Genomic DNA, 22,254 nt, shown 5'->3' with positions numbered 1-22,254 from the left:
TGATCTGACTGCCCCAATAAGCCCGAGGCCGAACGCAGGTATTGCGGAGCGGGTAAACCGGCAGGACGCCGGTTTAGCCGCGCCGGGCCATGGATGGCCCGTCGCGGCGGCCCGCGGAGTAATGCCGGAGTGAGGGAACGCCGAGCCACAGCGAGGCGCCGACAGGCGGGGCAGAGCGCTTTGGTTACTTTGCCGCTTTTGCAAAGTGACTCGCTGTAAGAGCGAAACCATAGGCCGCCGTTACCTAAATAACGGATATGTACTCTCAACTCACGCCGGAAACCGCAACGGCAAAGCAGCCTGAAGCAACGCCGCCGGATCCCGATAACGCGCCCCAAAGTGGTCCCCCGGCAACCGCGCCCGCCCAGCCCCAAACAACCGCTCCCGCAACGTCTCCCCCTCGTTGTACCGCTCACGAAACCGCCCCCGACGACGCAACTCCGGCACCACCAATTCAATAAAGTCCCGCGCCGTCTCAAACGACAAATACTGCCTCAGGTTAATCCCGTCGATCCCATCCTCATCCAGCCATTTCTCAATCGCGTCCGCCACCACCGTCGGCGTACCCGCGACAAAAAACCGCTCGCGATTAAACCCGCCCAACTGCGCCAATACCGCCCCAACAGTGGAGTCCGCCTTGTACCGGCTCAAACTCTCCCACCCCTTGACCTGCCGACTCACCAGATCACTGATCAACGTATCCCGCGGATACGCCGTCAAATCAATCGCCGACTGCCCGTGAGCCAGCGACGCCTCGACACTCACCAACTTGCGATAACTGTCGAGCTTGGCACTCACCTCCTCATCCGTCCGCCCAACGATCACCCCCGCCATCACAATAAACTTCAACCCCGCCGGATCGCGATCATGCTCAACCGCCTTCTGCCGCATCGCCTGGATATTCGCCCGCACCGCCGGCGCATCATTACCACCGGTAAACACCACTTCGGCATGCCGCCCGGCAAACTCGATCCCGGCCGGTGACCCCGTAGCCTGAAACAACACCGGCGTACGCTGCCGCGAAGGCTGGCACAAGTGTGGGCCGGCAACCTTGAAGTGCTCCCCCACGTGGTTGATATAGCGCACCTTGTCCGGATCGGTGTAGATCCGACGCTCACGGTCGACAATCACCGCGTCATCGTCCCAGGAACCTTCCCAAAGCTTGTACAGCACGTCGAGGTATTCATCGGCGATCTCGTAGCGGTGATCGTGAACCACCTCAGTGTCGTGCCCGAAGTTGCGCGCCGCATTCGGCAAATACGAGGTGACGATGTTCCAGCCCACCCGCCCCTTGGTCAGGTGATCGAGGGTACTCATGCGCCGCGCAAAGGCGAACGGCGGTTCGTAGGTGGTGGAAAAGGTCGCGCCGAAACCCAGGTTCTTGGTCACCCCGGCCATCGCCGGAATCACCAGCAGCGGGTCGTTGCTGGGAATCTGCATGCCCTCACGCAGCGAGGTCTCGGGGCCGTCGCGAAAGCGGTCATAGGTGCCAATCACATCGGCCAGGAACACGCCGTCAAAGGTGCCGTATTCCAGCAGCTGCGCCAGCTCGGTCCAATAGTCCAGGTCGTTGAAACGGTGCCGGTTGTTGTCCGGGTGCACCCACAAACCATGGACGATGTGGCTGACGCAGTTCATCTCAAACAAATTCACGTGCAGTTGCTTGGGCACCAGGAGCACTCCTTTCGTAGATACGTTTTCCAATACGTCAGATCGCGACATTCAGGTAGAACGGGATCGGCGTGTAGTCGGTTTCAAGGGTCGGAATCGCATCGATCAGCGCGCGGGTATAGGCATGGGCCGGACGGTCGAACACCGCGCGTGCCGAGCCGGACTCCACCACTTCACCGGCCTTCATCACCAGCACGCGCTCACTGACGTGGTTGATCACGCCGAGGTCATGGGAAATGAACAGGCAGGCCAGGCCGAGGCGGCGCTTAAGGTCGTCGAGCAGTTCGAGAATCTGTGCCTGTACCGACACGTCGAGCGCCGACACCGGTTCATCGCAGATCAGGATCTGCGGCTCGGACGCCAACGCTCGGGCAATCGCGATGCGCTGGCGCTGGCCACCGGAAAGTTCGATCGGCCGGCGCGACAAGGCGCTGGCATCAAGGCGTACCAGTTCCAGCAGTTCCAGGGCACGGTCGCGCCGGGCATGACGCGGTACGCCAGCCACCACCAGCGCTTCGAACAGCACACGCTGCACGGTGTAGCGTGGGTCGAAGGAGCTGAGCGGGTCCTGGAACACCACTTGCACCGCACGCCGGGCTTCGCGTTTTTGCCTGGCGTCGAGGTCGGACCAGCGCTGGCCCTTGATCCACACCTCGCCGGCATCGGCGGTTTCCAGGCCGAGTATCAGCCGGGTCAAGGTGGTCTTGCCGCAACCCGATTCGCCCACCACCCCCAGCGTCTCGCCGCGACGCAGCTGTAGCGACACCTGGTTCAGCACCGTGCGGGTTTTGCCGTCGGGGCCGATAAAGGTTTTGGACAGCTCGCGTGCTTCAAGCAGTATTTCGCCCTGGGGCGCCGGCTCGGGCTCCACCGCCGTGAGCAACCGGCGCGTAGGCTGGAAGTGCACGGCCTTGGCGGCCCGCAGCAGCAGTTGGGTATACGGATGACGCGGGTCTTGCAGGACCTGTTCGGTGCTGCCCTCCTCCACGATCACCCCGTGGCGCATCACGGCCACGCGATCGGCCAGGCGCGAGACCACCGACAGGTCGTGGCTGACCATCAGCAGTGCATTGTCTTCACCGCGCAGGCTCTCCAGCAGGGCGATGACCTGGGCCTGCACCGTGGCATCCAGTGCGGTGGTGGGTTCATCGGCAATGATCAGCCGCGGATTGCAGGCAATCGCCGAGGCGATCAGCGCCCGCTGGCGCAAGCCGCCGGAAAGTTGCCAGGGGTATTGGCTGGCGCGCAGTTCCGGTTCCGGCACACCGACATCCCGCAGCAGTTCCAGCACCCGCAGGCGGCGCGCTTCCAGGCCCAATGCGGTGTGCAGGTGCAACGGTTCTTCGATCTCGGCACCGACGCGGCGCAGCGGGTCCAGCGCGCCCAACGCGTCCTGCATCACAAAGCCGATGCTCGCGCCGCGCAGTTGCTGCCAGGCCCGCTCGTTGAGCTGGCGCAGGTCGACGCCCTGGAAGGCCAGCTTGGCAGCCTGGACATGGGCGTCCTTGCCGGTGAGGCCAGCCAGGGTGCGGGCGGTGACGCTTTTGCCGGACCCCGACTCCCCCACCAGCGCCAGGCATTCGCCCCGGTTCAACTGCAGACTGACACCGTGCAACACCGGCTCGGCCTGGCCGAAACGTACTGTCAGGTCGCGGATATCGACCAGCGGGCCGAGGGTATGGATGTTCATCGTCATAGAGGCTTTCCTTCGCTGCGGCGCAAGAGTTCGCGGCCGATGGCACTGATGGAAACAACGGTCAGGGTGATGATCAGGGCGGGCCAGGCCACCAGCCACGGCGCATTGGCCAGGAAGCTGCGCCCGATGGACATCATCCCGCCCCACTCCGGCGCAGGCGGCGGTGCGCCGAAGCCGAGGAAACTCAAGGCGGCACCGGCAGTGATCGCGCCGCCGATGCCGATGGTGGCGAGGATCAACACGGGCTTGAACGCATTGGGCAGGATGTGCCGCAGCACCACCGCCAGCTGCGATTGGCCGAGGGTGACGGCGGATTCGACGTAGCCGGCATTGCGTACGCTGAGGGTTTGCGCCCGCACCAGGCGCGCATAACGCGGCACGCCAGCGATGCCTATCGCGAGAATCAGATTGGCCGTGCCCTGGCCGAAAAACGTGATGATCACCAGCGCCAGCAACAGGTCGGGAAAGGACAGCAGCACGTCGATCCCGCGCATCAAGGCGCCGTCCAGCCAGCGCGGCCCAAGGCCTGCGATCAAGCCGAGCAAGGTGCCCCAGGCCAGTCCCAGCGCAGTGGCGGCGAGGCCCATGAACAGCGACGAACGCACGCCATAAATCAATCGGCTGAGCACATCGCGCCCGTTCTCATCAGTGCCCAGCCAATGCACATTGCTCGGCGCCTGGAACGCCATGCGCGCCGACGCCTCCAACGGGTCATACGGGGCCAGCCATTGCGGAACAACGGCGGCCAACAGCAACAGCCCGACAAATACCCCGGCGAGCAACAGACCCGGCCGCAGTTGGGTAAACCCGACAAGACGCAACGGGCGATTGCCGATCAACGTTTCAATGGTTTGCGTCATGCCAGGCTCCTGGTGCTAGGGCGCGGGGTTGGGGATGCGCTGGTGGATGGCCTGGATCTGCGCCTTGATCTCATCGCCAAGAGTCACGTCCAGCGCGCCGAGGTTGTCGCGCAATTGCGCCAGGCTGGTTTGCCCGGTCAGTGCGCTGGTGACGAAGGGTTTGTCGATGATGAAGGCCAGGGCCAGTTGGGCCGGGGTGAGGCCATGTTGCCGGGCAATCTCCACGTAGCCGGTGATGGCCTCCTGGGCCGAGGCACTGTCGTAGCGATTGAAAGTGCGGTACACCGCCGACAGCCGCGAGCCCTCGGGCCGTGCGCCGCCGAGGTACTTGCCGGTGAGCGTACCGAAGGCCAGCGGCGAGTACGCCAGCAGCCCGACGCCTTCGCGATGGGTGAACTCCGAGAGGCCGCCTTCGTACAGGCGGTTAAGCAGGCTGTAGGGGTTTTGCACGCTGGCAATGCGCGGCAGGCCGAGGCGTTCGCTTTGCTTGAGAAACTCGGCGACGCCCCACGGGGTTTCATTGGAAACCCCGATGTGGCGCACCTTGCCGGCCTTGACCTGATCGGCCAGCACCGCCAGGGTTTCCTCGATGGCGACGCTCTGGGTGTCTGCCTGATACGGGTATTCGCGCTGGCCGAAGATGTTGGTGGTGCGGTCGGGCCAGTGCAGTTGGTACAGGTCGAGGTAGTCGGTGTTCAGGCGTTTGAGGCTGCCGTCGAGGGCTTGGACGATGTTGCGCCGGTCGTGGCGGCTGAGGCCGTCGCGGATGTGCTGCTGGCTACTGGGGTCACGGGCCGGGCCGGCGATTTTGCTGGCCAGGATCACCTCGTCACGTCGACCACTGGCCGCCAGCCAGCTGCCGATGTAACGCTCGGTGGTGCGCCAGGTTTCAGCCTTGGTGGGCGTGGGGTACATCTCGGCGGTGTCGATGAAATTGATACCTTCGGCCAGTGCCAGGTCGATCTGTTGATGGGCATCGTTTTCGGTGTTCTGGTGGCCCCAGGTCATGGTGCCGAGGCCCAGCACGCTGACTTGGATGTCGCTGTTGCCCAGTTGGCGGTAACGCATGGGTGATCCTTTTTTCTTCAAGGGTTGATGGCTCATACCGCACTCGCTTCGTCGCGGGCGGCCTGCTGCTCGGCATCGGCGGCTTGCAGGCTGCGCCAGGCGGCGTTCGGGGTGACGTCATTGAGGTAGTAGTTGCCCAGTGCCCGTTCGCGAAAGATCGCCGGGTTGTGGGAGGCCAGGGTTCGCGCGTTGCGCCAATGCCGGTCGAAGCGACGCGACTCGCTGGTGGCGGAGGCGCCGCCGACTTCGAACAGCAGCGTGGTGGCTTCCAGTACCTGTTCCAGCACGATCTGTTGCGCCTGAAAAGCGCGAATCTCGGCCTCGGTGTAATGCTGTTCGGTTGCGTGCCCGCCCTGCTCCGCTTCGTGCACGTCCTGCAGCACCTCGGCGACGGCCAGCACCTGGGTGCGTGCGGCATAGGCCAGGCTCGACAAGCGGCCAATCACCCGCTGCACCAGCGGGTCATCCTTGGGGCTCGATTGCCCCGGCACACCAAACGCGCGGGTGCGGCCCTTGACGAATTCGGTGGCGTCACGCAGCACGGCGTTGGCGATGCCGGCCAGGGTCGCCAGGTGGAACAACTGGTAGAAAGCGCTCAGGTAGGACTCGGCGCGCAGTTCGTCTTTCTTGAAGCGCCGCACAATGTGCTGCTCCGGTACGTTCACCGCCTTGAAGCGGGTAGTGCCGCTACCGGTGAGTCGCTGGCCAAAGCCGTCCCAGTCATCTTCGACGGTGACACCCGGCGCGTCGGTGCGTACCGCCAGGCTGACAAAATCTTCGCCATCCAGGGCCACGGCGGCGATCCAGTTGGCGTACAGCGTGCCGGTGCAGTAGTACTTCTCGCCGTCCAGCTGCCAGCCGGAGTCGACCGCGCTGAGGGTCACCGAGTTGCGGGTGGTGTCGGTGCGCTCGGCCATCGCGGCGCCCCACAACTCGCCGTCGACGACTTTGGCGAACCAGTAATCCTGGGAAGCGCTGTCGCGACTGGAAAGCCGGCCTTCGACGAAACCGAAATGCGCGCGCACGATCTGCGGCAAGTTTGAATCGGCCTCTCCCAGTTCAATCAACAGGCGAAACAACTGCGGCAGGCTTGCACCCAGGCCGCCCAAGGCCTGCGGCACACGCAGTGCGCCAAAGCCGGCCTCGCGCAGCCATGCCACCGCGTCATGGGCCAGCTCGCGTTGCTGCTCGCGGGCGACGGCGGTGTCGGCTATCCGGGCAAATACGTCAGCGAAACGCTGGTGCAAGTCGGCATAACTCACTTCAGCGGGGATCGAAGCACTCATGGTTTTTCCTTCTTCAAAGGCACTCACGCTTGGTTGGTCCGAGGGTCAATCCAGCGGTTGATCAAATCGACGGCCAGGTTCACCAGCACATAGACGGTGGCGGCCAGCAAGGTCACGCCCAGCACCACCGGCACGTCTTTGTTGCTGGTGGCATCGAGCATCAAGCGCCCGATGCCCTGGCGTGCAAACAGCAATTCCACCACCACCGCGCCGCCCAGCAGGCTGGCGAACACGAACCCGGCCAGGGTCACCAACGACACCAGCGCATGGCGCAAGGCATGACGCAGGCGCACAGCGGTTTCGGACAAGCCACGGGCACGGGCCATGGCAATAAAGGGTTGTTCGAGGGTGTCTTCCAGGGACTGGCGCAGCAGCTGGGTCAGCACTGCCGCCACCGGCAACGACAGCGCGATCGAGGGCAGGATCAATGAGCGCCAGCCAACGGAACCGGAGGGCGGCAACCAGTGCCAATGAAACGAAAACACCAGCAACAACAGCATGCCGATCACAAACGAAGGTGCTGAAGACAGCACCAGCTCGCTGCCTGAAACGGCTGAACGCACCCAACGCGAACGGTTGGCGGTGAGGATCGCGCACACCAGGGCCAATACCACCGCCAGCAACGCCGCGCTCAGGGACAGTTGAATGGTTGCACCGATCTGCTCGGCAATCGCCTGCTGCACCGGGATGCGCAAGCGATAGGACTCGCCCAGGTCGCCATGGGCCAGGCGCACCAGGTAATTGCCGTATTGCACTATCAGGGGTTGGTCCAGGCCGTACTCGGCACGTACCCGGGCCAGCAGCTCCGGGGTGGGCATCGAATCCGGCCCGCCGAGGATTGCCAGCGCCGTGTCACCGCCGCTGAAATTGACCGCGAGGAACGTCAGCGTCGCCGCGCCCCACAGCACGCCAATGCCCGCCAGCAGGCGCCAGGCGATGGATTTGAACAGGCTCATGGTTGCCCCCGGTCCAGCCAGATGCTGGTGAAGAACGGTACGTTGTGGGAGGTATCGAAAATCACGCCCTGGACTTGTCGACCATAGGCGGTGAGTACCTGGGCTTCCACCGAAGGCACCGACGGCACGGTTTCGGTCAGGCGCTTTTGTGCCTCGCCATAGAGCGCCTGCAACTCAACCGGATCGCGGGATTGGCGAGCGGCGCTGAGCACGCGATCCAGTTCGGCATCACGGAAGCGTCCAACGTTCTGGCCGATCCTTTTATCGGTGCTGATGGACTCGCTGTGATAAAGCACGAACATGCCGTCGGGTGTGTTGGTGTGCCAGTAACCGTCCGCCATCGCCTGGAACTTACCGGCATAGCGCCTCTCGATCACCCGGGTCAGCGGCAGCATCTCGACGGTCATCTCAAAGCCGACTTTTTTCAGGTCGGCCTGGATGGCCACCGAAACGCTGCCGGGAAAGGCCGGGCTGCTATAGGCCAACAAGGTCGCCTTCAGGCGCTGCCCGGCCTTGGTCCGATAGCCCTGGGCGTCGCGCCCTGTCCAACCGGCATCATCGAGCAAGGTATTGGCCGCCTTGACGTCGTAGGCCAGGGCCTCTTTGTTGGGTTGATAAAACCGGGTATTCGCCGCCAGGAAATCGGCTTTGGCGATGTATTCGCCGAAGCCGGAAATCCACGCCAATCCTTCGCGGTCGACGGCTTTGGCCACGGCGCGACGTACTCGCACGTCGTCGAATGGCGCCTGCTCGACGTTGAACACGATGCCACGGCTCGGGTTGCCCTTGCGAATCCGGCTGCGCATCACCAGGTCGGGGTTGGCGCGGATGGCGGCGGCATTCTGGGCCGGTGCATCAAGCGCGAAATCCGACTGGCCGGACTCTAGCGCCGTGAAGCGGATCATGGCTTCGGGGACGTAGCTCAGTTCGATACGGTCCAGGTAGGCCTCGCCCGCGTGGCGCGTCACCGGTGGCGCCCAGTTATAGCCGGGGCGCTTGATGAACACCGCGCCCTGGTCACGGGTGTAGCTCTGCAACGTAAACGGCCCGCTGCCGATGGGGTGCTCGGCGATGGTCTTGGGCGCCTCGCGAATCTGCCTGGGGGAGATCATGCTCAGCCAGGACTGCGCCAGCACATCCAGGAAAGGCGTATAGGGTTCGCGCAAATGGGCTTCGAAGGTGTAGTCGTCGATGACCTTGCCATCCAGGTACGGCGCGATATAGGCCGCGGCCAGTGGGGACTTGGTCGCCGGGTCGCGCATGTGTTCCAGGTTGGTTTGCAGCGCCTGGGCATTGAATTTCTCGCCGTCGCTGAAGGTCACGTCGTCGCGCAGGTGAAAGGTGTAGGTCTTGCCGTCGTCGGAGATGTCCCAGGAGCGGGCCAGCCACGGGCTGATATTGCCCTGCTCGTCCTGGTACACCAGGCAATCGAAGAGAATCCGGCCCATCCACTGGATGTTGCCGTTAGACAGTGCATGAACATCGAAACTGCCGGCGTCGGAGGCGGCTGAGACGCGCAAAGTTCCGCCACTGCGCCCCGGTGACGACTCATGAAAGTCCGTCGCCGAATAAGTCACTACACCGTTGGTGACCGTGCCATCAGCCGCAGACGTTTCATGTTTCGGTGCCGCAGCCGGTGAGCAGGCATTGACTGCCAGGCACAGTGAAATAACCGCCGAAAGTTTCAGGATGGTTGTCAATGACACTTCCTTAGAGGAACTCGATGAACACTGAAAGTTTGCAATTACGGGATGTAATGCAGTGAGCATGCCAGTCTTCAAGAAACGCCATATTGACCATGAAACCGGCGCAAAACCCTTGTAAAACGCTGCGAACACTGCCAAACACTTATATGGTTATACCCGTTATACACCCCGGGATTGTTGGTAGCCTTACACACTGCTTATCAACTGTTGCGTTCGCGACAGCTGCGGTAATCCCAGGCATTAAAGTTGACTGTTGAGAATCAAACACCGATTCAAAACAAAGTATCCCGCAGAACACTTAACCTTAACTAAGCGCCCGTAATCCTTGGCCAATAGTCTTGGCATAGAAACTGCTCAGAGCGAAACAGGCATGACTATTCGAATAGAAAGCTGGGACTCTTTTATCTATTCACAAGGAACACGCTTAATGGATCCAATCTTTCGGGGAGAGTTGCAAAAGTTGACACTTGCCGTGCGGCAAGCAACTTGGCTGGCGATGGTGGGGCTGGGCTCAGCCCTGGTTTTTTCCGCCAGTGTGCAGGCAGATGATGAGGTCACACCGACGACCGGAACACGGCTAAAGACGGTGACAGTAGAGGCACAAAAAATCACGCCCGTTGAGGCAGCCAAAAGTCAGCTGTCCGAAGTGCCAGGCGGCACCAGCGTGGTCGACAGCGAACAGGTGGCCAAGGGACGCACCGCCACCTTGCAGGACACCCTCGCCTATCAGCCGGGGGTGTTCGTGCAGTCCACCGGCGGCAACGACGCGGCCAAGATCTCCATCCGTGGCTCGGGCGCCAACACCTCGCCGGGGTATTTCCGTGAGGGCATCAAGTTCCTGTTCGACGGCCTGCCGATCACCGGCCCGGGCGGCACACCCTATGAATTCCTCAACGGCTCGGGGGTGAACTACACCGAAATCCTGCGGGGTGCCAACGCCTTCCAGTACGGCGCACTGAGTCTTGGCGGCGCCATCAACTTCGTCAACCAGACCGGCTACACCGCACCCGGGCTGCGGGTGCGGGCGGAAACCGGGAGCTACGGCTACAACAAGCAAAGCCTGAGCGTCGGCGGCGTCGAGGGTGCGTTCGATTACTACCTGAATGCCGACAACTACCGCAGCGACGGTTACCGCGACTACAGCCTGTCGAAAAGCCAGGGCGTAGTGGCCAACTTTGGCTACCGCTTCAGCCCGCAACTCGAAACCCGGGTGATGCTGCGTTACCGCGACGAGTTCCACAACGACCCGAGCGCCACCACCCTGGATGCGGTCAAGCACCATTCCGACCGTGCCAGTGCCACCGCCGAAAGCAGTGGCGCCGGCAGCCGTCGCCCCGGCAGCGTATGGCTGGGCAGCAAGACCACCTACACCTTTGAGGACGACGCCACCCTGTCGGTGGGTTTCGTCTACTACCAGTACGCCCACAACAACAGCCCGAACAGCCCGAGCAACCCCAGCTACTGGGACTGGCATGACCTGAGCGCGGTGATCAACTACGACCGCCGCGACACCCTGTTCGGCCACGAAAGCCGCTCCAGCCTGGCCTTCACCTCCACCGAGCACCTCAAGGGCCAGGTCGACTCCACCTTCGCCAACAAACAGACGCGCAAGTTCGTCGACTACAGCTCCTCGTTCGATCACGTGTTCTCCGTGGGCAACGACCTGGAACTGGTGGACGGCTTGTGGCTGACCAGCGGCGTCTCGGCGATCAACGTGCGCCGCCATGCCGACGTCAAGGAAGCCCTGGTGGCCAACACCACCACCTACCCGAGCGATGTGACCTACGACAACTGGAGCCTGGCACCGCGAGTGGGCGTGCGTTACGAGTTCAACCCACAACTGCAAGTGTTTGCCAACGTCAGCCGCTCCGTCGATCCACCGGCGTCCTGGGAATACTCCGGCTCCGGGCCGACCACGCCGTACGTACGGCCGCTGGTGGAACAGAAAGCCAATACCGTGGAAGTCGGGATCAAGGGTTCATCGGGCATCTTCGACGGCAGCCTGGCGCTCTACCGCTCGTGGGTGAAAAATGAATTGCTCAACGTACAGATCATCCCGGCCACCTCCACGGCTGCTGCGGTCACCGGTGCATTCAACGCCACGCCGACGATCCACCAAGGGATCGAGGCCGGCTTGAATACACGCCTGTGGGAAAACACCTCGGGTGAAAAAATCACCCTGCGCCAGGTGTATACCTATAACGACTTCTACTACCGCCACGACCCGACCTTCGGCGACAACCAACTGCCGGGGATTCCGAAGCATATCTATCAGGGCGAAGTGCAGTATCAGCACCCGGCGGGCTTCTATACCGGGGTGAATGTGCAATCGGCTTCGCGTACGGCGGTGGACTATGCGAACAGCTTCTATGCGCCCTCCTACACAATCTTCGGGGCGAACGTGGGGTATGAAACGCCGAGCAAGGACTGGAAGGTGTCGCTGGATTTGAAGAACCTGACCAATCAGAAATACGTGACGGCGGTGCAGCCGTTGTATGACGCGAAGGGGCAGGATACGGCGTCGTTGTATCCAGGGGATGGGATTGGGGCTTATGTGGCGGTGGAAATGCGCTATTGAGTCAGCGCATAACCTTAGCTGTCGATGTTCTTATTCCTCACGCCCGGCGATGGGTAAATTGTTAGCCACGTATCTCATTGAGGAAGTGGCTAATGTCTGAGTCTCGATCCGAGCCTGTGGTGTGGATTGCCGGTGTAGGTGCCGTGGCCGGCCTGGGAGCGGCGCTGGCGCGACGCTTCGCGCGGGAGGGTTTGCAGGTGGCCGTCAGCGGCAGGAGCCCGGACAAGTTGCAGGCTGTGGTCGAGGGCATCCGTGCGCTCGGCGGGGAAGCGGTGGCTATCGTGGCGGACTCGGGAATCGAGTCCGAGGTGATCGCCGCCAGCCAGCAGATCAGCCAGTTGGGCCCCCTCAAGGCCGCGATCTTCAATGTCGGCAACTCCGTCGCAGCGCCGACCCTGGAGTTGAGCGCGCAGTTGTTCGAGCAGACCTGGCGGGCATCGACCCTGGGTGGCTTCCTGTTTGCCCGCGAGGCCACCCGCTTGCTGCTCGCCAGTGGTGGCGGCAGCCTATTGTTCACCGGGGCTACCGCTTCATTGCGAGGCAAGCCACCGTTCGCCGCCTTTGCTGCCGCGAAGGCGGGACTGCGCTCACTGAGCCAGTCATTTGCCCGCGAGTTCGGGCCACAAAACGTGCACGTCGCCCATGTGGTCATCGATGGCGCCATCGACGGTGAGCGCGTGCAAAGCCGTGCCCCGGATTACCTGGCGCGACTGGGGGAAGACGGTGCGCTGAAACTCGAAGACATCGCCGACGCCTATTGGTACCTGCACACCCAACCGCGCAGCGCCTGGACCCAGGAACTGGACCTGCGGCCCTTCAAGGAACCCTTCTGAAAACCGCCTCACGCCTGGAGGATTGTTCATGGGAACTCATCAGACTCATCTCGCCCCGCCATCGGTCATCGGCGAACTCAACTACCTGCTGGACACCGGCGAGCGACCGGTGAACTACACCTTCCCGCAGCCAGACGGCACACCCAAGCGCAGCGGCGTGCTGGACCCGACTCAGGTGAGTATTCATAACGCACGGTTGCTCGACGAACCGGCTTATCTGGATCGCAACGGTTTCGAAAGGATCGACCACACCAGCTCGGTGCCTGGCCTGGAAAACGATGATCAGGTCCGTGAACACTACTATCCGGAAACCGAAGCCTTGCTCAAGCAACAGACCGGTGCGGTGAAAGTGGTGATCTTCGACCACACCATCCGGGTAGACGAGCACGGACGCGAGGACCGCGGGCTGCGTGAGCCGGTGCGGTACGTGCATAACGACCAGACCGAGCGCTCGGCGATTCGCAGGGTACGTGATCATTTGCCTGCGGATGAGGCTGAACAGCGGCTGCTGGAACGGTTTGCGATTATTAACGTCTGGCGGCCGATTGGTGCGCCGGTCCTGAGTACCCCACTCGCCCTGTGCGATGCGCAAAGCATGGCCGAGAGCGACTTGCTGCCCAGCGACCTGGTGTATCGGGACAAGGTTGGCGAGACTTTTTCGGTCAAGGCCAATCCCGCACATCGCTGGTATTACTACCCGCAGTTGCGGCCGGATGAGGTGCTGCTGTTGAAGATCCATGACTCGCGTAGCGATGTTGCAAGGCGCAGCGCACATACGGCGTTTGATGACCCGACTACGCCGCTGGATGCACCGCCAAGGAGGAGTATCGAGGTGCGGGCGTTGGTGTTTTTTGGGAATGCAGGCAAATAAAAAGGCCGCGAGATAAATCTCGCGGCCTTTTTAAATTATATGGTCGGGACGGAGTGATTCGAACACTCGACCCCTAGCACCCCATGCTAGTGCGCTACCGGACTGCGCTACGCCCCGACTAGGCGTGTTACTGGGTTCGCTTCGCAACGAAGCGATCAGGAATATACCGCAAGCTTTTGAAATGTGGAAGTATTTTAAAAGCCGGAATTACTTCTTCAAAACCACCAGCACATCTTCGAGTTCGGAGATCATCTGGCGGATCATTTGCTTGTATTGGGTGGTGTCGTCTTTGGCTTCATCACCGGACATACGCTGGCGCGCGCCGCTGATGGTGAACCCCTGGTCGTACAGCAACGCACGGATCTGTCGGATCATCAGCACATCCTGGCGCTGATAATACCGACGGTTCCCGGTGCGTTTGACGGGGTTGAGTTGAGGAAACTCCTGCTCCCAATAGCGCAGCACGTGCGGCTTTACCGCACAGAGCTCGCTGACTTCACCAATGGTGAAGTAGCGTTTGCCTGGGATGACGGGCAGTTCGTCGTTATGACTTGGTTCCAGCATAAGCCTCAACTCGGGCCTTCAACTTCTGCCCTGGACGAAAGGTGACCACACGGCGAGCCGTGATCGGGATTTCTTCTCCCGTTTTTGGATTGCGGCCAGGCCGCTGGCGTTTGTCCCGCAGGTCAAAATTGCCGAAACCGGACAATTTGACCTGTTCGTTGTCTTCAAGTGCGTGCCTGATTTCTTCAAAGAACAGCTCGACCAATTCCTTGGCCTCGCGCTTGTTCAGGCCCAGCTCTTCATACAGACGTTCCGCCATCTCAGCTTTCGTCAAAGCCCCCATACGTCACTTCCTTAACGTGGCGTTCAACCTTTGTTCGAGCGAGGTGAGGATATTTTGCGTCGTCGTATTCACCTCATCGTCATTAAGAGTGCGCGATGGATGCTGCCAGGTCAAGCCAACTGCAAGGCTTTTTCTATGCGGATCAATGCCTTTACCCTGATAGACGTCAAATAGCCTGAGGTCTGTCAGCCATTCCCCTGCATTTTCACGGATTACGTCCAGAACAGCACTGGCCGCAACACCTTGATCGGCAATCAGCGCCAGATCACGTCGTACTTCAGGGAAACGCGACAACTCGCTGAATTTAGGCATTTTGCCCGAGGCCACTTCAGCCAAGACTAGCTCAAAAACGAAGACTGGACGGTCCAGCCCCAAGGTTTTCGACAGTTCCGGGTGAATCGCGCCAACGAAGCCCACCAGGCGACCTTCACGTTCGATACGGGCGGTCTGGCCCGGGTGCAACGCCGGGTGTTTGCCAGGGGTGAAAGTGAAGGCATCCAGCGCACCGGCAAAGCCCAGCACCGCTTCCACATCGGCCTTGACGTCGAAGAAGTCGACGGTGTCGCGACCTTGTGCCCAGCCTTCCGGCAGACGGCTGCCGCAAACCACACCAGCCAGCATCGGCTCTTGCTTCAGGCCATCCAGCTGACCGACGAAACGCAGGCCGCTTTCGAACATGCGCACGCGGTCTTGCTGACGGTTCAGGTTGTGGGACAGCGCCTTAACCAGCCCCGGCCACAGCGACGAGCGCATGGCGGCCATGTCGTTGGAGATCGGGTTAGCCAGCAACAGCGGCTCGACACCCGGGTTGAACAGTTCGAATTGCTTTGGATCGATGAAGCTGTAGGTCACCGCTTCCTGATAACCACGGGCAACCAGCAGGCGACGCAGTTCCGGCAGGTGTGCACGGGCTTCGGCTTTCGGCTGCGGCGCCAGGCGCGCTTGCGGGTAACGAACCGGCAGGCGGTTGTAGCCGTACAGGCGGGCCAGTTCTTCGATCAGGTCGACTTCCAGGCTGATATCGAAGCGATGGCTTGGCACTTCTACGTGCCACTGCCCTGCTTCACCGGCCGAGATGCCGAGGCCGAGTGCCGACAGCAGGCGCTCGATTTCAACCGGCTCGATCACCAGGCCGAGCATTTGCTCAACGGCCTTGGCGCGCAGGATGATCGGTGCAACCGACGGCAGGTGCTGTTCGCTGACGGTTTCGATGATCGGGCCGGCTTCGCCGCCAGTAATTTCCAGCAGCAGGCCAGTGGCGCGCTCCATGGCTTCACGGGCCAGCTGCCAGTCCACGCCACGCTCGTAGCGGTGCGAGGCGTCGGTGTGCAGGCCGTAGGAACGGGCCTTGCCAGCGATGGCGATCTGATCGAAGAAAGCGCTTTCGAGAAAGATGTCGCGAGTGGTTGCGGACACGCCGCTGTGCTCCCCCCCCATCACGCCGGCAATCGCCAGGGCGCGGGAATGGTCAGCGATCACCAGGGTGTCGGCACGCAGGCTGACTTCCTGGCCGTCGAGCAGTACCAGCTTCTCGCCTTCCTCGGCCATGCGCACGCGGATGCCGCCGTTGATTTCGGCGAGATCGAAGGCGTGCAGCGGTTGGCCCAGTTCCAGCATCACGTAGTTGGTGATGTCGACGGCAGCGTCGATGCTGCGCACTTCTGAACGGCGCAGGCGCTCAACCATCCACAGCGGGGTTGGCTTGGACAGGTCAACGTTACGGATCACGCGACCCAGGTAACGTGGGCAGGCGTTGGGGGCCAGCACTTCGATCGAACGCACTTCGTCGTGCACGGCAGGTACCGCTACAACCACCGGGCGGGCCACGGTCGCGGCGTACAGTGCGCCGACTTCACGCGCCAGGCCCGCCAGCGACAGGCAGTCGCCGCGGTTCGGGGTCAGGTCGACCTCGATGCTGGCGTCTTCCAGTTCCAGGTAGACACGGATGTCCTGGCCCACTGGCGCATCGGCCGGCAGTTCCATCAGGCCATCGTTGCCTTCACCGACCTGCAGTTCCGCCTGGGAGCACAGCATGCCGTTGGACTCAACGCCACGCAGCTTGGCCTTCTTGATCTTGAAGTCGCCTGGCAGCTCGGCACCGATCATGGCGAACGGGATTTTCAGGCCCGGGCGCACGTTTGGCGCTCCGCACACGACCTGGAAGGTTTCCGCGCCGTTGCTGACCTGGCACACACGCAACTTGTCAGCGTCCGGGTGTTGCTCGGTGCTCAGCACCTCACCCACAACCACACCACTGAAAACACCGGCGGCCGGCGTAACGCTATCGACCTCAAGGCCGGCCATCGACAGACGAGCAACCAGCTCGTCGCGACTTACCTGCGGGCTTACCCAGCCACGCAGCCATTGTTCACTGAATTTCATCCTGCTCTCCTAAAGATCCGTTACGACTAGCGAAATTGCGCGAGGAACCGCAAGTCGTTGTCGAAGAACAGACGCAAGTCGTTCACGCCGTAACGCAGCATGGCCAGACGTTCAACGCCCATGCCGAAGGCAAAGCCCGAGAATTCTTCCGGGTCGATCCCGGACATGCGCAGCACGTTGGGGTGAACCATGCCGCAACCCATCACTTCCAGCCAGCCGGTCTGTTTGCAGACGCGGCAGCCTTTACCGCTGCACATCACGCATTCCATATCGACTTCAGCGGATGGCTCGGTGAACGGGAAGAATGAAGGACGGAAACGTACCGCCAGCTCCTTCTCGAAGAACACCCGCAGGAATTCTTCGATGGTGCCTTTGAGGTCGGCGAAGTTGATGTCGCGATCAACCAGCAGGCCTTCGACCTGGTGGAACATCGGCGAGTGGGTGATATCGGAGTCGCTGCGATACACACGGCCTGGGCAGACGATGCGGATCGGCGGCTTCTGCGATTCCATGGTGCGGACCTGTACCGGCGAGGTATGGGTGCGCAGCAGCATGTTCGCGTTGAAATAGAAGGTGTCATGCATCGACCGGGCCGGGTGGTGGCCTGGGATGTTGAGCGCCTCGAAGTTGTGATAGTCGTCTTCGACCTCAGGGCCTTCGGCAATGCCGTAGCCGATGTGGGTGAAGAACTGCTCGATACGTTCCAGAGTCCGGGTAATCGGATGCAGGCCGCCCGAGGTCTGGCCACGGCCAGGCAGGGTCACGTCAATGGATTCGGCGGCGAGCTTGGCCGCAAGATCAGCCTCCTCGAGCGACGCCTTGCGCGCATTGAGAACCTCTGTAACACGCTCCTTGGCCACGTTGATCAGCGCACCGACTTGCGGACGCTCTTCAGCCGGCAAATTCCCCAGGGTCTTCATCACCTGAGTCAATTCACCCTTTTTGCCAAGGTAGTGAACCCGGATTTGCTCCAGGGCATTGATATCTTCTGCGCTTTGCACAGCCTCTAGTGCTTGAGAGACCAGCGCATCCAGGTTTTCCATGTACAGACTCCAGATACAAAATAGGGGAAGAGCTTGAAGGCTCTTCCCCTATTTAAGACGTTTAACACCGTGGGCCGCGGAAGCGACCCAGGGTGACTGTCGGGGGTACTTAAGCCAAGGTGGCTTTAGCTTTCTCGACAATCGCAGCAAACGCCGCTTTTTCGTTCACTGCCAGATCAGCCAGAACCTTACGGTCGATCTCGATGGACGCTTTTTTCAGGCCAGCGATGAAACGGCTGTAGGACAGACCGTTAACACGTGCACCAGCGTTGATACGAGCGATCCACAGAGCGCGGAACTGACGTTTTTTCTGACGACGGTCACGGTAGGCGTATTGGCCAGCCTTGATAACCGCTTGCTTGGCAACACGGAATACGCGTGAACGCGCGCCGTAGTAGCCTTTAGCAAGTTTCAGAATTTTCTTGTGGCGCTTACGCGCCATGACGCCACGCTTTACACGAGCCATGAGTTACTTCCTCTATTCTTGACTAAAATTAACGAAGGCGCAGCATGCGCTCGACTTTTGCCACGTCAGACGGATGCAGCAAGCTGCTACCGCGCAGTTGACGCTTACGCTTGGTCGACATTTTAGTCAGGATGTGGCTCTTGAAAGCGTGCTTGTGCTTGATACCGTTAGCAGTTTTCAGAAACCGCTTAGCAGCACCACTTTTAGTTTTCATCTTTGGCATGTTCGGTACTCCGCATTCAGTTGATAAACATAATCAGAAGGCCTGCCGTGCCCTATTGATTACTTCTTCTTTTTCGGGGCGATGACCATAATAAGCTGGCGTCCTTCCATCTTAGGATGCTGTTCGACCGAACCGTACTCGAGCAGGTCAGCTTCAACCCGCTTGAGGAGTTCCATCCCCAGCTCCTGGTGGGCCATCTCACGGCCGCGGAATCGCAAGGATACCTTGGCCCTGTCCCCATCACTCAGGAAACGTACCAGGTTGCGCAGTTTTACCTGGTAATCCCCTTCCTCCGTCCCTGGACGAAACTTGATTTCTTTTACTTGAATCTGCTTCTGGTTCTTCTTCGCCGCGGCAATCTGCTTCTTCTTCTCGAAGATCGACTTGCCGTAGTCCATCACCCGGCAAACGGGTGGGATTGCGTCGGCGGAGATTTCCACCAGGTCCAATTTGGACTCTTCAGCAATACGAAGCGCTTCATCAATCGAGACGATGCCAATCTGCTCGCCGTCAGCGCCAATTAACCGAACCTCGCGTGCCGAGATATTCTCGTTGATCGGGGCTTTCGGTGCAGCTCGTTTATCTTGTCTCATTTCACGCTTAATAATAATTACTCCGAATCTGGGCGACCACGCCGGGAAACCGCTTGCGCGAGGAACTCAGCGAACTGGGCGACGGGCATCGAGCCCAGGTCAGCACCTTCACGAGTACGCACAGCGACAGTCTGCATCTCGACTTCCCGATCTCCGATAACCAAAAGATAGGGAACCTTGAGCAAAGTATGCTCGCGGATTTTAAAGCCGATCTTTTCATTTCTCAAGTCGGACTTGGCACGAAATCCGCTTTCATTGAGAGTTTTTTCAACTTCAGCGGCAAAATCTGCCTGTTTATCAGTGATATTCATGATCACTGCCTGGGTCGGAGCCAGCCACGCAGGGAATGCACCCTCGTAGTGCTCGATCAGGATCCCGACGAACCGTTCGAACGAGCCGAGGATCGCCCGGTGCAGCATAACCGGGTGTTTACGGCTGTTGTCTTCGGAGACGTATTCGGCTCCCAGACGGATCGGCAGGTTAAAATCGAGCTGCAGGGTACCACACTGCCAGACGCGACCAAGGCAATCTTTCAGCGAGAACTCGATCTTCGGACCGTAGAACGCGCCCTCGCCCGGCTGCAAGTCGTATGCAAGCCCCGCACTGTCCAGCGCTGCGGCCAGTGCAGCTTCGGCGCGATCCCACAGTTCGTCGGAACCGACGCGCTTTTCCGGACGAGTGGACAGCTTCATCTCGACTTCGGTGAAACCGAAATCGCGGTACACGTCCATGGTCAGCTTGATGAATGCAGCGGATTCGGCCTGCATCTGCTCTTCGGTGCAGAAGATGTGGGCGTCATCCTGAGTGAAGCCCCGTACGCGCATGATGCCGTGCAGTGCACCCGATGGCTCGTTACGGTGGCAGGCACCGAACTCGGCCAGGCGCATCGGCAACTCGCGGTAGCTCTTCAGGCCCTGGTTGAACACCTGTACGTGGCACGGGCAGTTCATCGGCTTGATGGCGTAGTCGCGGTTTTCCGACTGGGTGGTGAACATGTTGTCGGCGTAGTTGGCCCAGTGCCCGGATTTCTCCCACAGGCTGCGGTCAACGACTTGCGGCGTCTTGATCTCCAGGTAGCCGTTGTCGCGCTGAACCTTGCGCATGTACTGCTCGAGCACCTGGTACAGGGTCCAGCCGTTCGGGTGCCAGAACACCATGCCCGGCGCTTCTTCCTGGAGGTGGAACAGGTTCAGGCGCTTGCCGATCTTGCGATGGTCGCGTTTTTCGGCTTCTTCGATGCGCTGGATGTAGGCCGCCAGCTGCTTCTTGTCAGCCCAGGCAGTGCCGTAGATCCGCTGTAGTTGTTCGTTCTTCGCGTCACCGCGCCAGTAGGCACCGGACAGCTTGGTCAGCTTGAATGACTTGAGGAAGCGTGTGTTCGGCACGTGCGGGCCACGGCACATGTCGACATATTCTTCGTGGTAATACAGGCCCATGGCCTGCTCGTCCGGCATGTCTTCCACCAGGCGCAGCTTGTAGTCTTCGCCGCGGGCGGTGAACACGTCGATCACTTCGGCACGCGGAGTGACTTTCTTAATGACGTCGTAATCTTTTTCGATCAGCGCGTGCATGCGCTGTTCGATAGCCGCCAGGTCGTCCGGGGTGAAAGGACGCTCGTAGGCGATGTCGTAATAGAAGCCTTCGTCGATGACCGGGCCGATGACCATCTTCGCGGTTGGATACAGCTGCTTGACCGCATGGCCAATCAGGTGCGCGCAAGAGTGGCGAATGATCTCCAGCCCCTCTTGATCCTTGGGCGTGATGATTTGCAGGCTGGCATCGCCGGTGATCAGGTCGCTGGCGTCGACCAGCTTGCCGTCGACCTTGCCGGCCACGGTGGCCTTGGCCAGGCCGGCACCAATGGATGCGGCGACCTCGGCTACGGAAACCGAATGATCGAATGAACGTTGACTGCCGTCGGGAAGAGTAATAGTTGGCATGGCGCCTCCTCTCCTAGTGGTGACCCCTACCAAAGGTCACGTGGGTTGGGATGAGCCAGTACAAGATCCAATACCAGGCCGTTCAGTGATGAACGCCTGCCTTACAGCGGCAGGAGCCTTTCGGCCAACCGATAATCGAACCAGAGTGACTGGAGTTAAACAAAAAAGACCTTGGCAAGGCGGCATAGGGCGCGCCGGAAAATAGCCAAGCGGAAGATGCTAGCACAGATGAACGGTCATGGCGCCGAAGCCGCTTCACGAAACGAAAATTCCCGACTTTTAAGGGCAAAAGTGAACTTGAACTGTACGGCAGCCCTCAAACACACCGAGAATCGCCGTTCGTCCACGACTCCAGGAGCATTTGATTATGCGTTTTACCTCGACTTTCGCCCTTGCTGCATCCCTGACCCTCATGTCCCTGGGTGCGCACGCCGCAGCCCCGTCGAACTGGCCTGCCGGTGCGCGGGACAGCTTCATCAAGGATTGCAGCGCAGCCGCCCAGCAAAGTGTTGATGCCAAAACCGCCAAAGACCACTGTGAATGTGGCGCGGACAAAATCAATGCCGAATTGAGCAGTGCCGAAATCAAGGAACTCATGACCAACCAGAACGCAGATCCCGCGCTCAAGACCAAAGCTGTGACGGCTATTTCGTCCTGCAAAGTCGTGAAGAAAAAGTAATTTTTACACCCTGCCAGACCGGCTGAAGGACCAGAAATCGCCATGAAAACTGCCATTTCTCACAAATTACGCAGCTTTTACGGCTTTTTTTAACAGCTGATATTTCGCCTGAAAGCCCCGTAGATCGGGGCTTTCAGCCAACCAAGGCATGAAACACAACGCGATTGATTAGCAAACAATGCCTTGGGGGGGCTCCCAAGCCGAACATTTCGACTATGATAGCTCGGTGTGCCCAGTTGGCCTGAGCAGCACAGCACTACTGAAAATATATGTTTCTTGGAGATACACCATGTCTAATCGCCAAACCGGCACCGTTAAATGGTTCAACGATGAAAAAGGCTTCGGCTTCATCACTCCTCAAGGTGGCGGTGACGACCTGTTCGTACACTTCAAAGCTATCGAAAGCGACGGTTTCAAAAGCCTGAAAGAAGGCCAAACCGTTTCCTTCGTGGCTGAGAAAGGCCAAAAGGGTATGCAAGCTGCACAGGTTCGCCCAGAGTAATTCTGCGCCGAACTAAAAAAACCCCGTCCATGTGACGGGGTTTTTTATGGCCTG

Annotated in this window: 20 protein-coding genes and 1 tRNA gene; 5 read left to right on the top strand and 16 right to left on the bottom strand. The window is 60.4% G+C overall.

What is annotated here, in order from left to right:
• Positions 1 to 270 precede the first annotated feature (270 nt).
• Genes HX818_RS24520 through HX818_RS24490 form a run of 7 tightly spaced genes read right to left on the bottom strand, consistent with a single transcriptional unit; the run spans position 271 to position 9,237 of the window.
• Complete coding sequence (locus tag HX818_RS24520) at positions 271 to 1,671, bottom strand: LLM class flavin-dependent oxidoreductase (protein ID WP_102368598.1); 1,401 nt, start codon at positions 1,669 to 1,671, stop codon at positions 271 to 273.
• A gap of 37 nt (positions 1,672 to 1,708) precedes the next feature.
• Entirely contained in the window at positions 1,709 to 3,367 is a 1,659-nt protein-coding gene (locus tag HX818_RS24515) for an ABC transporter ATP-binding protein (RefSeq protein ID WP_177020899.1), read from the bottom strand.
• Entirely contained in the window at positions 3,364 to 4,227 is an 864-nt protein-coding gene (locus HX818_RS24510; protein ID WP_003219920.1) for an ABC transporter permease, read from the bottom strand. The genes HX818_RS24515 and HX818_RS24510 overlap by 4 nt, the downstream gene beginning before the upstream one ends.
• Positions 4,228 to 4,242: 15 nt before the next feature.
• Positions 4,243 to 5,295, bottom strand: a complete 1,053-nt coding sequence (locus HX818_RS24505; RefSeq protein ID WP_177020898.1) for an NADP(H)-dependent aldo-keto reductase — start codon at positions 5,293 to 5,295, stop codon at positions 4,243 to 4,245.
• Positions 5,296 to 5,327: 32 nt separating this feature from the next.
• Positions 5,328 to 6,581, bottom strand: a complete 1,254-nt coding sequence (locus HX818_RS24500; RefSeq protein WP_003219924.1) for an acyl-CoA dehydrogenase family protein — start codon at positions 6,579 to 6,581, stop codon at positions 5,328 to 5,330.
• 23 nt (positions 6,582 to 6,604) lie between these two features.
• Positions 6,605 to 7,537, bottom strand: coding sequence for an ABC transporter permease (locus HX818_RS24495; RefSeq protein ID WP_177020897.1), 933 nt, complete (start codon positions 7,535 to 7,537; stop codon positions 6,605 to 6,607).
• Positions 7,534 to 9,237, bottom strand: a complete 1,704-nt coding sequence (locus HX818_RS24490; protein WP_177020896.1) for an ABC transporter substrate-binding protein — start codon at positions 9,235 to 9,237, stop codon at positions 7,534 to 7,536. The genes HX818_RS24495 and HX818_RS24490 overlap by 4 nt, the downstream gene beginning before the upstream one ends.
• 433 nt (positions 9,238 to 9,670) lie before the next feature.
• On the opposite strand from HX818_RS24490, the gene HX818_RS24485 reads away from it, so the two are divergent.
• The 3 genes from HX818_RS24485 to HX818_RS24475 all read left to right on the top strand — a co-directional run bounded on the left by HX818_RS24485 (position 9,671) and on the right by HX818_RS24475 (position 13,525).
• The gene (locus tag HX818_RS24485) at positions 9,671 to 11,821 is read left to right on the top strand and encodes a TonB-dependent receptor (RefSeq protein WP_008431769.1); all 2,151 of its coding nucleotides are present in this window, start codon (positions 9,671 to 9,673) and stop codon (positions 11,819 to 11,821) included.
• 92 nt (positions 11,822 to 11,913) lie between these two features.
• Positions 11,914 to 12,654, top strand: coding sequence for an SDR family NAD(P)-dependent oxidoreductase (locus HX818_RS24480; RefSeq protein WP_008431768.1), 741 nt, complete (start codon positions 11,914 to 11,916; stop codon positions 12,652 to 12,654).
• A gap of 28 nt (positions 12,655 to 12,682) precedes the next feature.
• Complete coding sequence (locus HX818_RS24475) at positions 12,683 to 13,525, top strand: CmcJ/NvfI family oxidoreductase (protein WP_177020895.1); 843 nt, start codon at positions 12,683 to 12,685, stop codon at positions 13,523 to 13,525.
• 40 nt (positions 13,526 to 13,565) lie between these two features.
• Here the strand turns inward: HX818_RS24475 and HX818_RS24470 are convergent.
• The 9 genes from HX818_RS24470 to thrS form a co-directional block, all read right to left on the bottom strand.
• Positions 13,566 to 13,642 (bottom strand) — tRNA-Pro (locus HX818_RS24470).
• A 90-nt stretch (positions 13,643 to 13,732) separates the two neighbouring features.
• Positions 13,733 to 14,089 carry a MerR family transcriptional regulator gene (locus HX818_RS24465; RefSeq protein ID WP_003219935.1) on the bottom strand — a complete coding sequence of 119 codons (357 nt, stop codon included), beginning with the start codon at positions 14,087 to 14,089 and terminating at the stop codon, positions 13,733 to 13,735.
• Positions 14,070 to 14,372 (bottom strand): integration host factor subunit alpha, encoded by a 303-nt coding sequence (gene ihfA, locus HX818_RS24460; RefSeq protein ID WP_002553164.1) that lies wholly within the window; start codon positions 14,370 to 14,372, stop codon positions 14,070 to 14,072. The genes HX818_RS24465 and ihfA overlap by 20 nt, the downstream gene beginning before the upstream one ends.
• A 3-nt stretch (positions 14,373 to 14,375) precedes the next feature.
• Positions 14,376 to 16,754 (bottom strand): phenylalanine--tRNA ligase subunit beta, encoded by a 2,379-nt coding sequence (gene pheT, locus HX818_RS24455; protein ID WP_177020894.1) that lies wholly within the window; start codon positions 16,752 to 16,754, stop codon positions 14,376 to 14,378.
• Between the two features lie 26 nt (positions 16,755 to 16,780).
• Positions 16,781 to 17,797 carry a phenylalanine--tRNA ligase subunit alpha gene (pheS, locus tag HX818_RS24450; RefSeq protein ID WP_003219939.1) on the bottom strand — a complete coding sequence of 339 codons (1,017 nt, stop codon included), beginning with the start codon at positions 17,795 to 17,797 and terminating at the stop codon, positions 16,781 to 16,783.
• Between the two features lie 109 nt (positions 17,798 to 17,906).
• Positions 17,907 to 18,263 carry a 50S ribosomal protein L20 gene (gene rplT, locus HX818_RS24445; RefSeq protein WP_003219940.1) on the bottom strand — a complete coding sequence of 119 codons (357 nt, stop codon included), beginning with the start codon at positions 18,261 to 18,263 and terminating at the stop codon, positions 17,907 to 17,909.
• Between the two features lie 28 nt (positions 18,264 to 18,291).
• Positions 18,292 to 18,486, bottom strand: a complete 195-nt coding sequence (gene rpmI / locus HX818_RS24440) for a 50S ribosomal protein L35 (protein WP_002553160.1) — start codon at positions 18,484 to 18,486, stop codon at positions 18,292 to 18,294.
• Between the two features lie 59 nt (positions 18,487 to 18,545).
• Entirely contained in the window at positions 18,546 to 19,097 is a 552-nt protein-coding gene (gene infC / locus HX818_RS24435; RefSeq protein ID WP_169875357.1) for a translation initiation factor IF-3, read from the bottom strand.
• Positions 19,097 to 21,019: a threonine--tRNA ligase gene (gene thrS / locus HX818_RS24430; RefSeq protein ID WP_003219944.1), complete on the bottom strand. Its 1,923-nt coding sequence runs from the start codon at positions 21,017 to 21,019 to the stop codon at positions 19,097 to 19,099. The genes infC and thrS overlap by 1 nt, the downstream gene beginning before the upstream one ends.
• A gap of 364 nt (positions 21,020 to 21,383) precedes the next feature.
• Between thrS and HX818_RS24425 the strand changes: the two genes are divergently transcribed.
• Positions 21,384 to 21,698, top strand: coding sequence for a hypothetical protein (locus HX818_RS24425; RefSeq protein ID WP_080673250.1), 315 nt, complete (start codon positions 21,384 to 21,386; stop codon positions 21,696 to 21,698).
• A gap of 289 nt (positions 21,699 to 21,987) precedes the next feature.
• Positions 21,988 to 22,200: a cold-shock protein gene (locus HX818_RS24420; RefSeq protein WP_003179963.1), complete on the top strand. Its 213-nt coding sequence runs from the start codon at positions 21,988 to 21,990 to the stop codon at positions 22,198 to 22,200.
• The last annotated feature ends 54 nt before the right edge of the window (positions 22,201 to 22,254 follow it).

It is taken from the genome of Pseudomonas sp. F9001 (assembly GCF_013385435.1).
Lineage (GTDB): Bacteria > Pseudomonadota > Gammaproteobacteria > Pseudomonadales > Pseudomonadaceae > Aquipseudomonas.
Note: the sequence above shows the minus strand (reverse complement) of the source record. Positions and strands in the feature narration are given on the sequence as shown.

Bases quoted from the DNA above. Each gene is read 5' to 3' on its own strand.
- HX818_RS24515 (WP_177020899.1), bottom strand. From the start codon at position 3,367: ATGACGATGAACATCCATACCCTCGGCCCGCTGGTCGATATCCGCGAC.
- HX818_RS24510 (WP_003219920.1), bottom strand. From the start codon at position 4,227: ATGACGCAAACCATTGAAACGTTGATCGGCAATCGCCCGTTGCGTCTT.
- HX818_RS24505 (WP_177020898.1), bottom strand. From the start codon at position 5,295: ATGCGTTACCGCCAACTGGGCAACAGCGACATCCAAGTCAGCGTGCTG.
- HX818_RS24500 (WP_003219924.1), bottom strand. From the start codon at position 6,581: ATGAGTGCTTCGATCCCCGCTGAAGTGAGTTATGCCGACTTGCACCAG.
- HX818_RS24495 (WP_177020897.1), bottom strand. From the start codon at position 7,537: ATGAGCCTGTTCAAATCCATCGCCTGGCGCCTGCTGGCGGGCATTGGC.
- HX818_RS24485 (WP_008431769.1), top strand. From the start codon at position 9,671: ATGGATCCAATCTTTCGGGGAGAGTTGCAAAAGTTGACACTTGCCGTG.
- HX818_RS24480 (WP_008431768.1), top strand. From the start codon at position 11,914: ATGTCTGAGTCTCGATCCGAGCCTGTGGTGTGGATTGCCGGTGTAGGT.
- HX818_RS24475 (WP_177020895.1), top strand. From the start codon at position 12,683: ATGGGAACTCATCAGACTCATCTCGCCCCGCCATCGGTCATCGGCGAA.
- HX818_RS24465 (WP_003219935.1), bottom strand. From the start codon at position 14,089: ATGCTGGAACCAAGTCATAACGACGAACTGCCCGTCATCCCAGGCAAA.
- ihfA (WP_002553164.1), bottom strand. From the start codon at position 14,372: ATGGGGGCTTTGACGAAAGCTGAGATGGCGGAACGTCTGTATGAAGAG.
- pheT (WP_177020894.1), bottom strand. From the start codon at position 16,754: ATGAAATTCAGTGAACAATGGCTGCGTGGCTGGGTAAGCCCGCAGGTA.
- pheS (WP_003219939.1), bottom strand. From the start codon at position 17,797: ATGGAAAACCTGGATGCGCTGGTCTCTCAAGCACTAGAGGCTGTGCAA.
- rplT (WP_003219940.1), bottom strand. From the start codon at position 18,263: ATGGCTCGTGTAAAGCGTGGCGTCATGGCGCGTAAGCGCCACAAGAAA.
- rpmI (WP_002553160.1), bottom strand. From the start codon at position 18,486: ATGCCAAAGATGAAAACTAAAAGTGGTGCTGCTAAGCGGTTTCTGAAA.
- thrS (WP_003219944.1), bottom strand. From the start codon at position 21,019: ATGCCAACTATTACTCTTCCCGACGGCAGTCAACGTTCATTCGATCAT.
- HX818_RS24420 (WP_003179963.1), top strand. From the start codon at position 21,988: ATGTCTAATCGCCAAACCGGCACCGTTAAATGGTTCAACGATGAAAAA.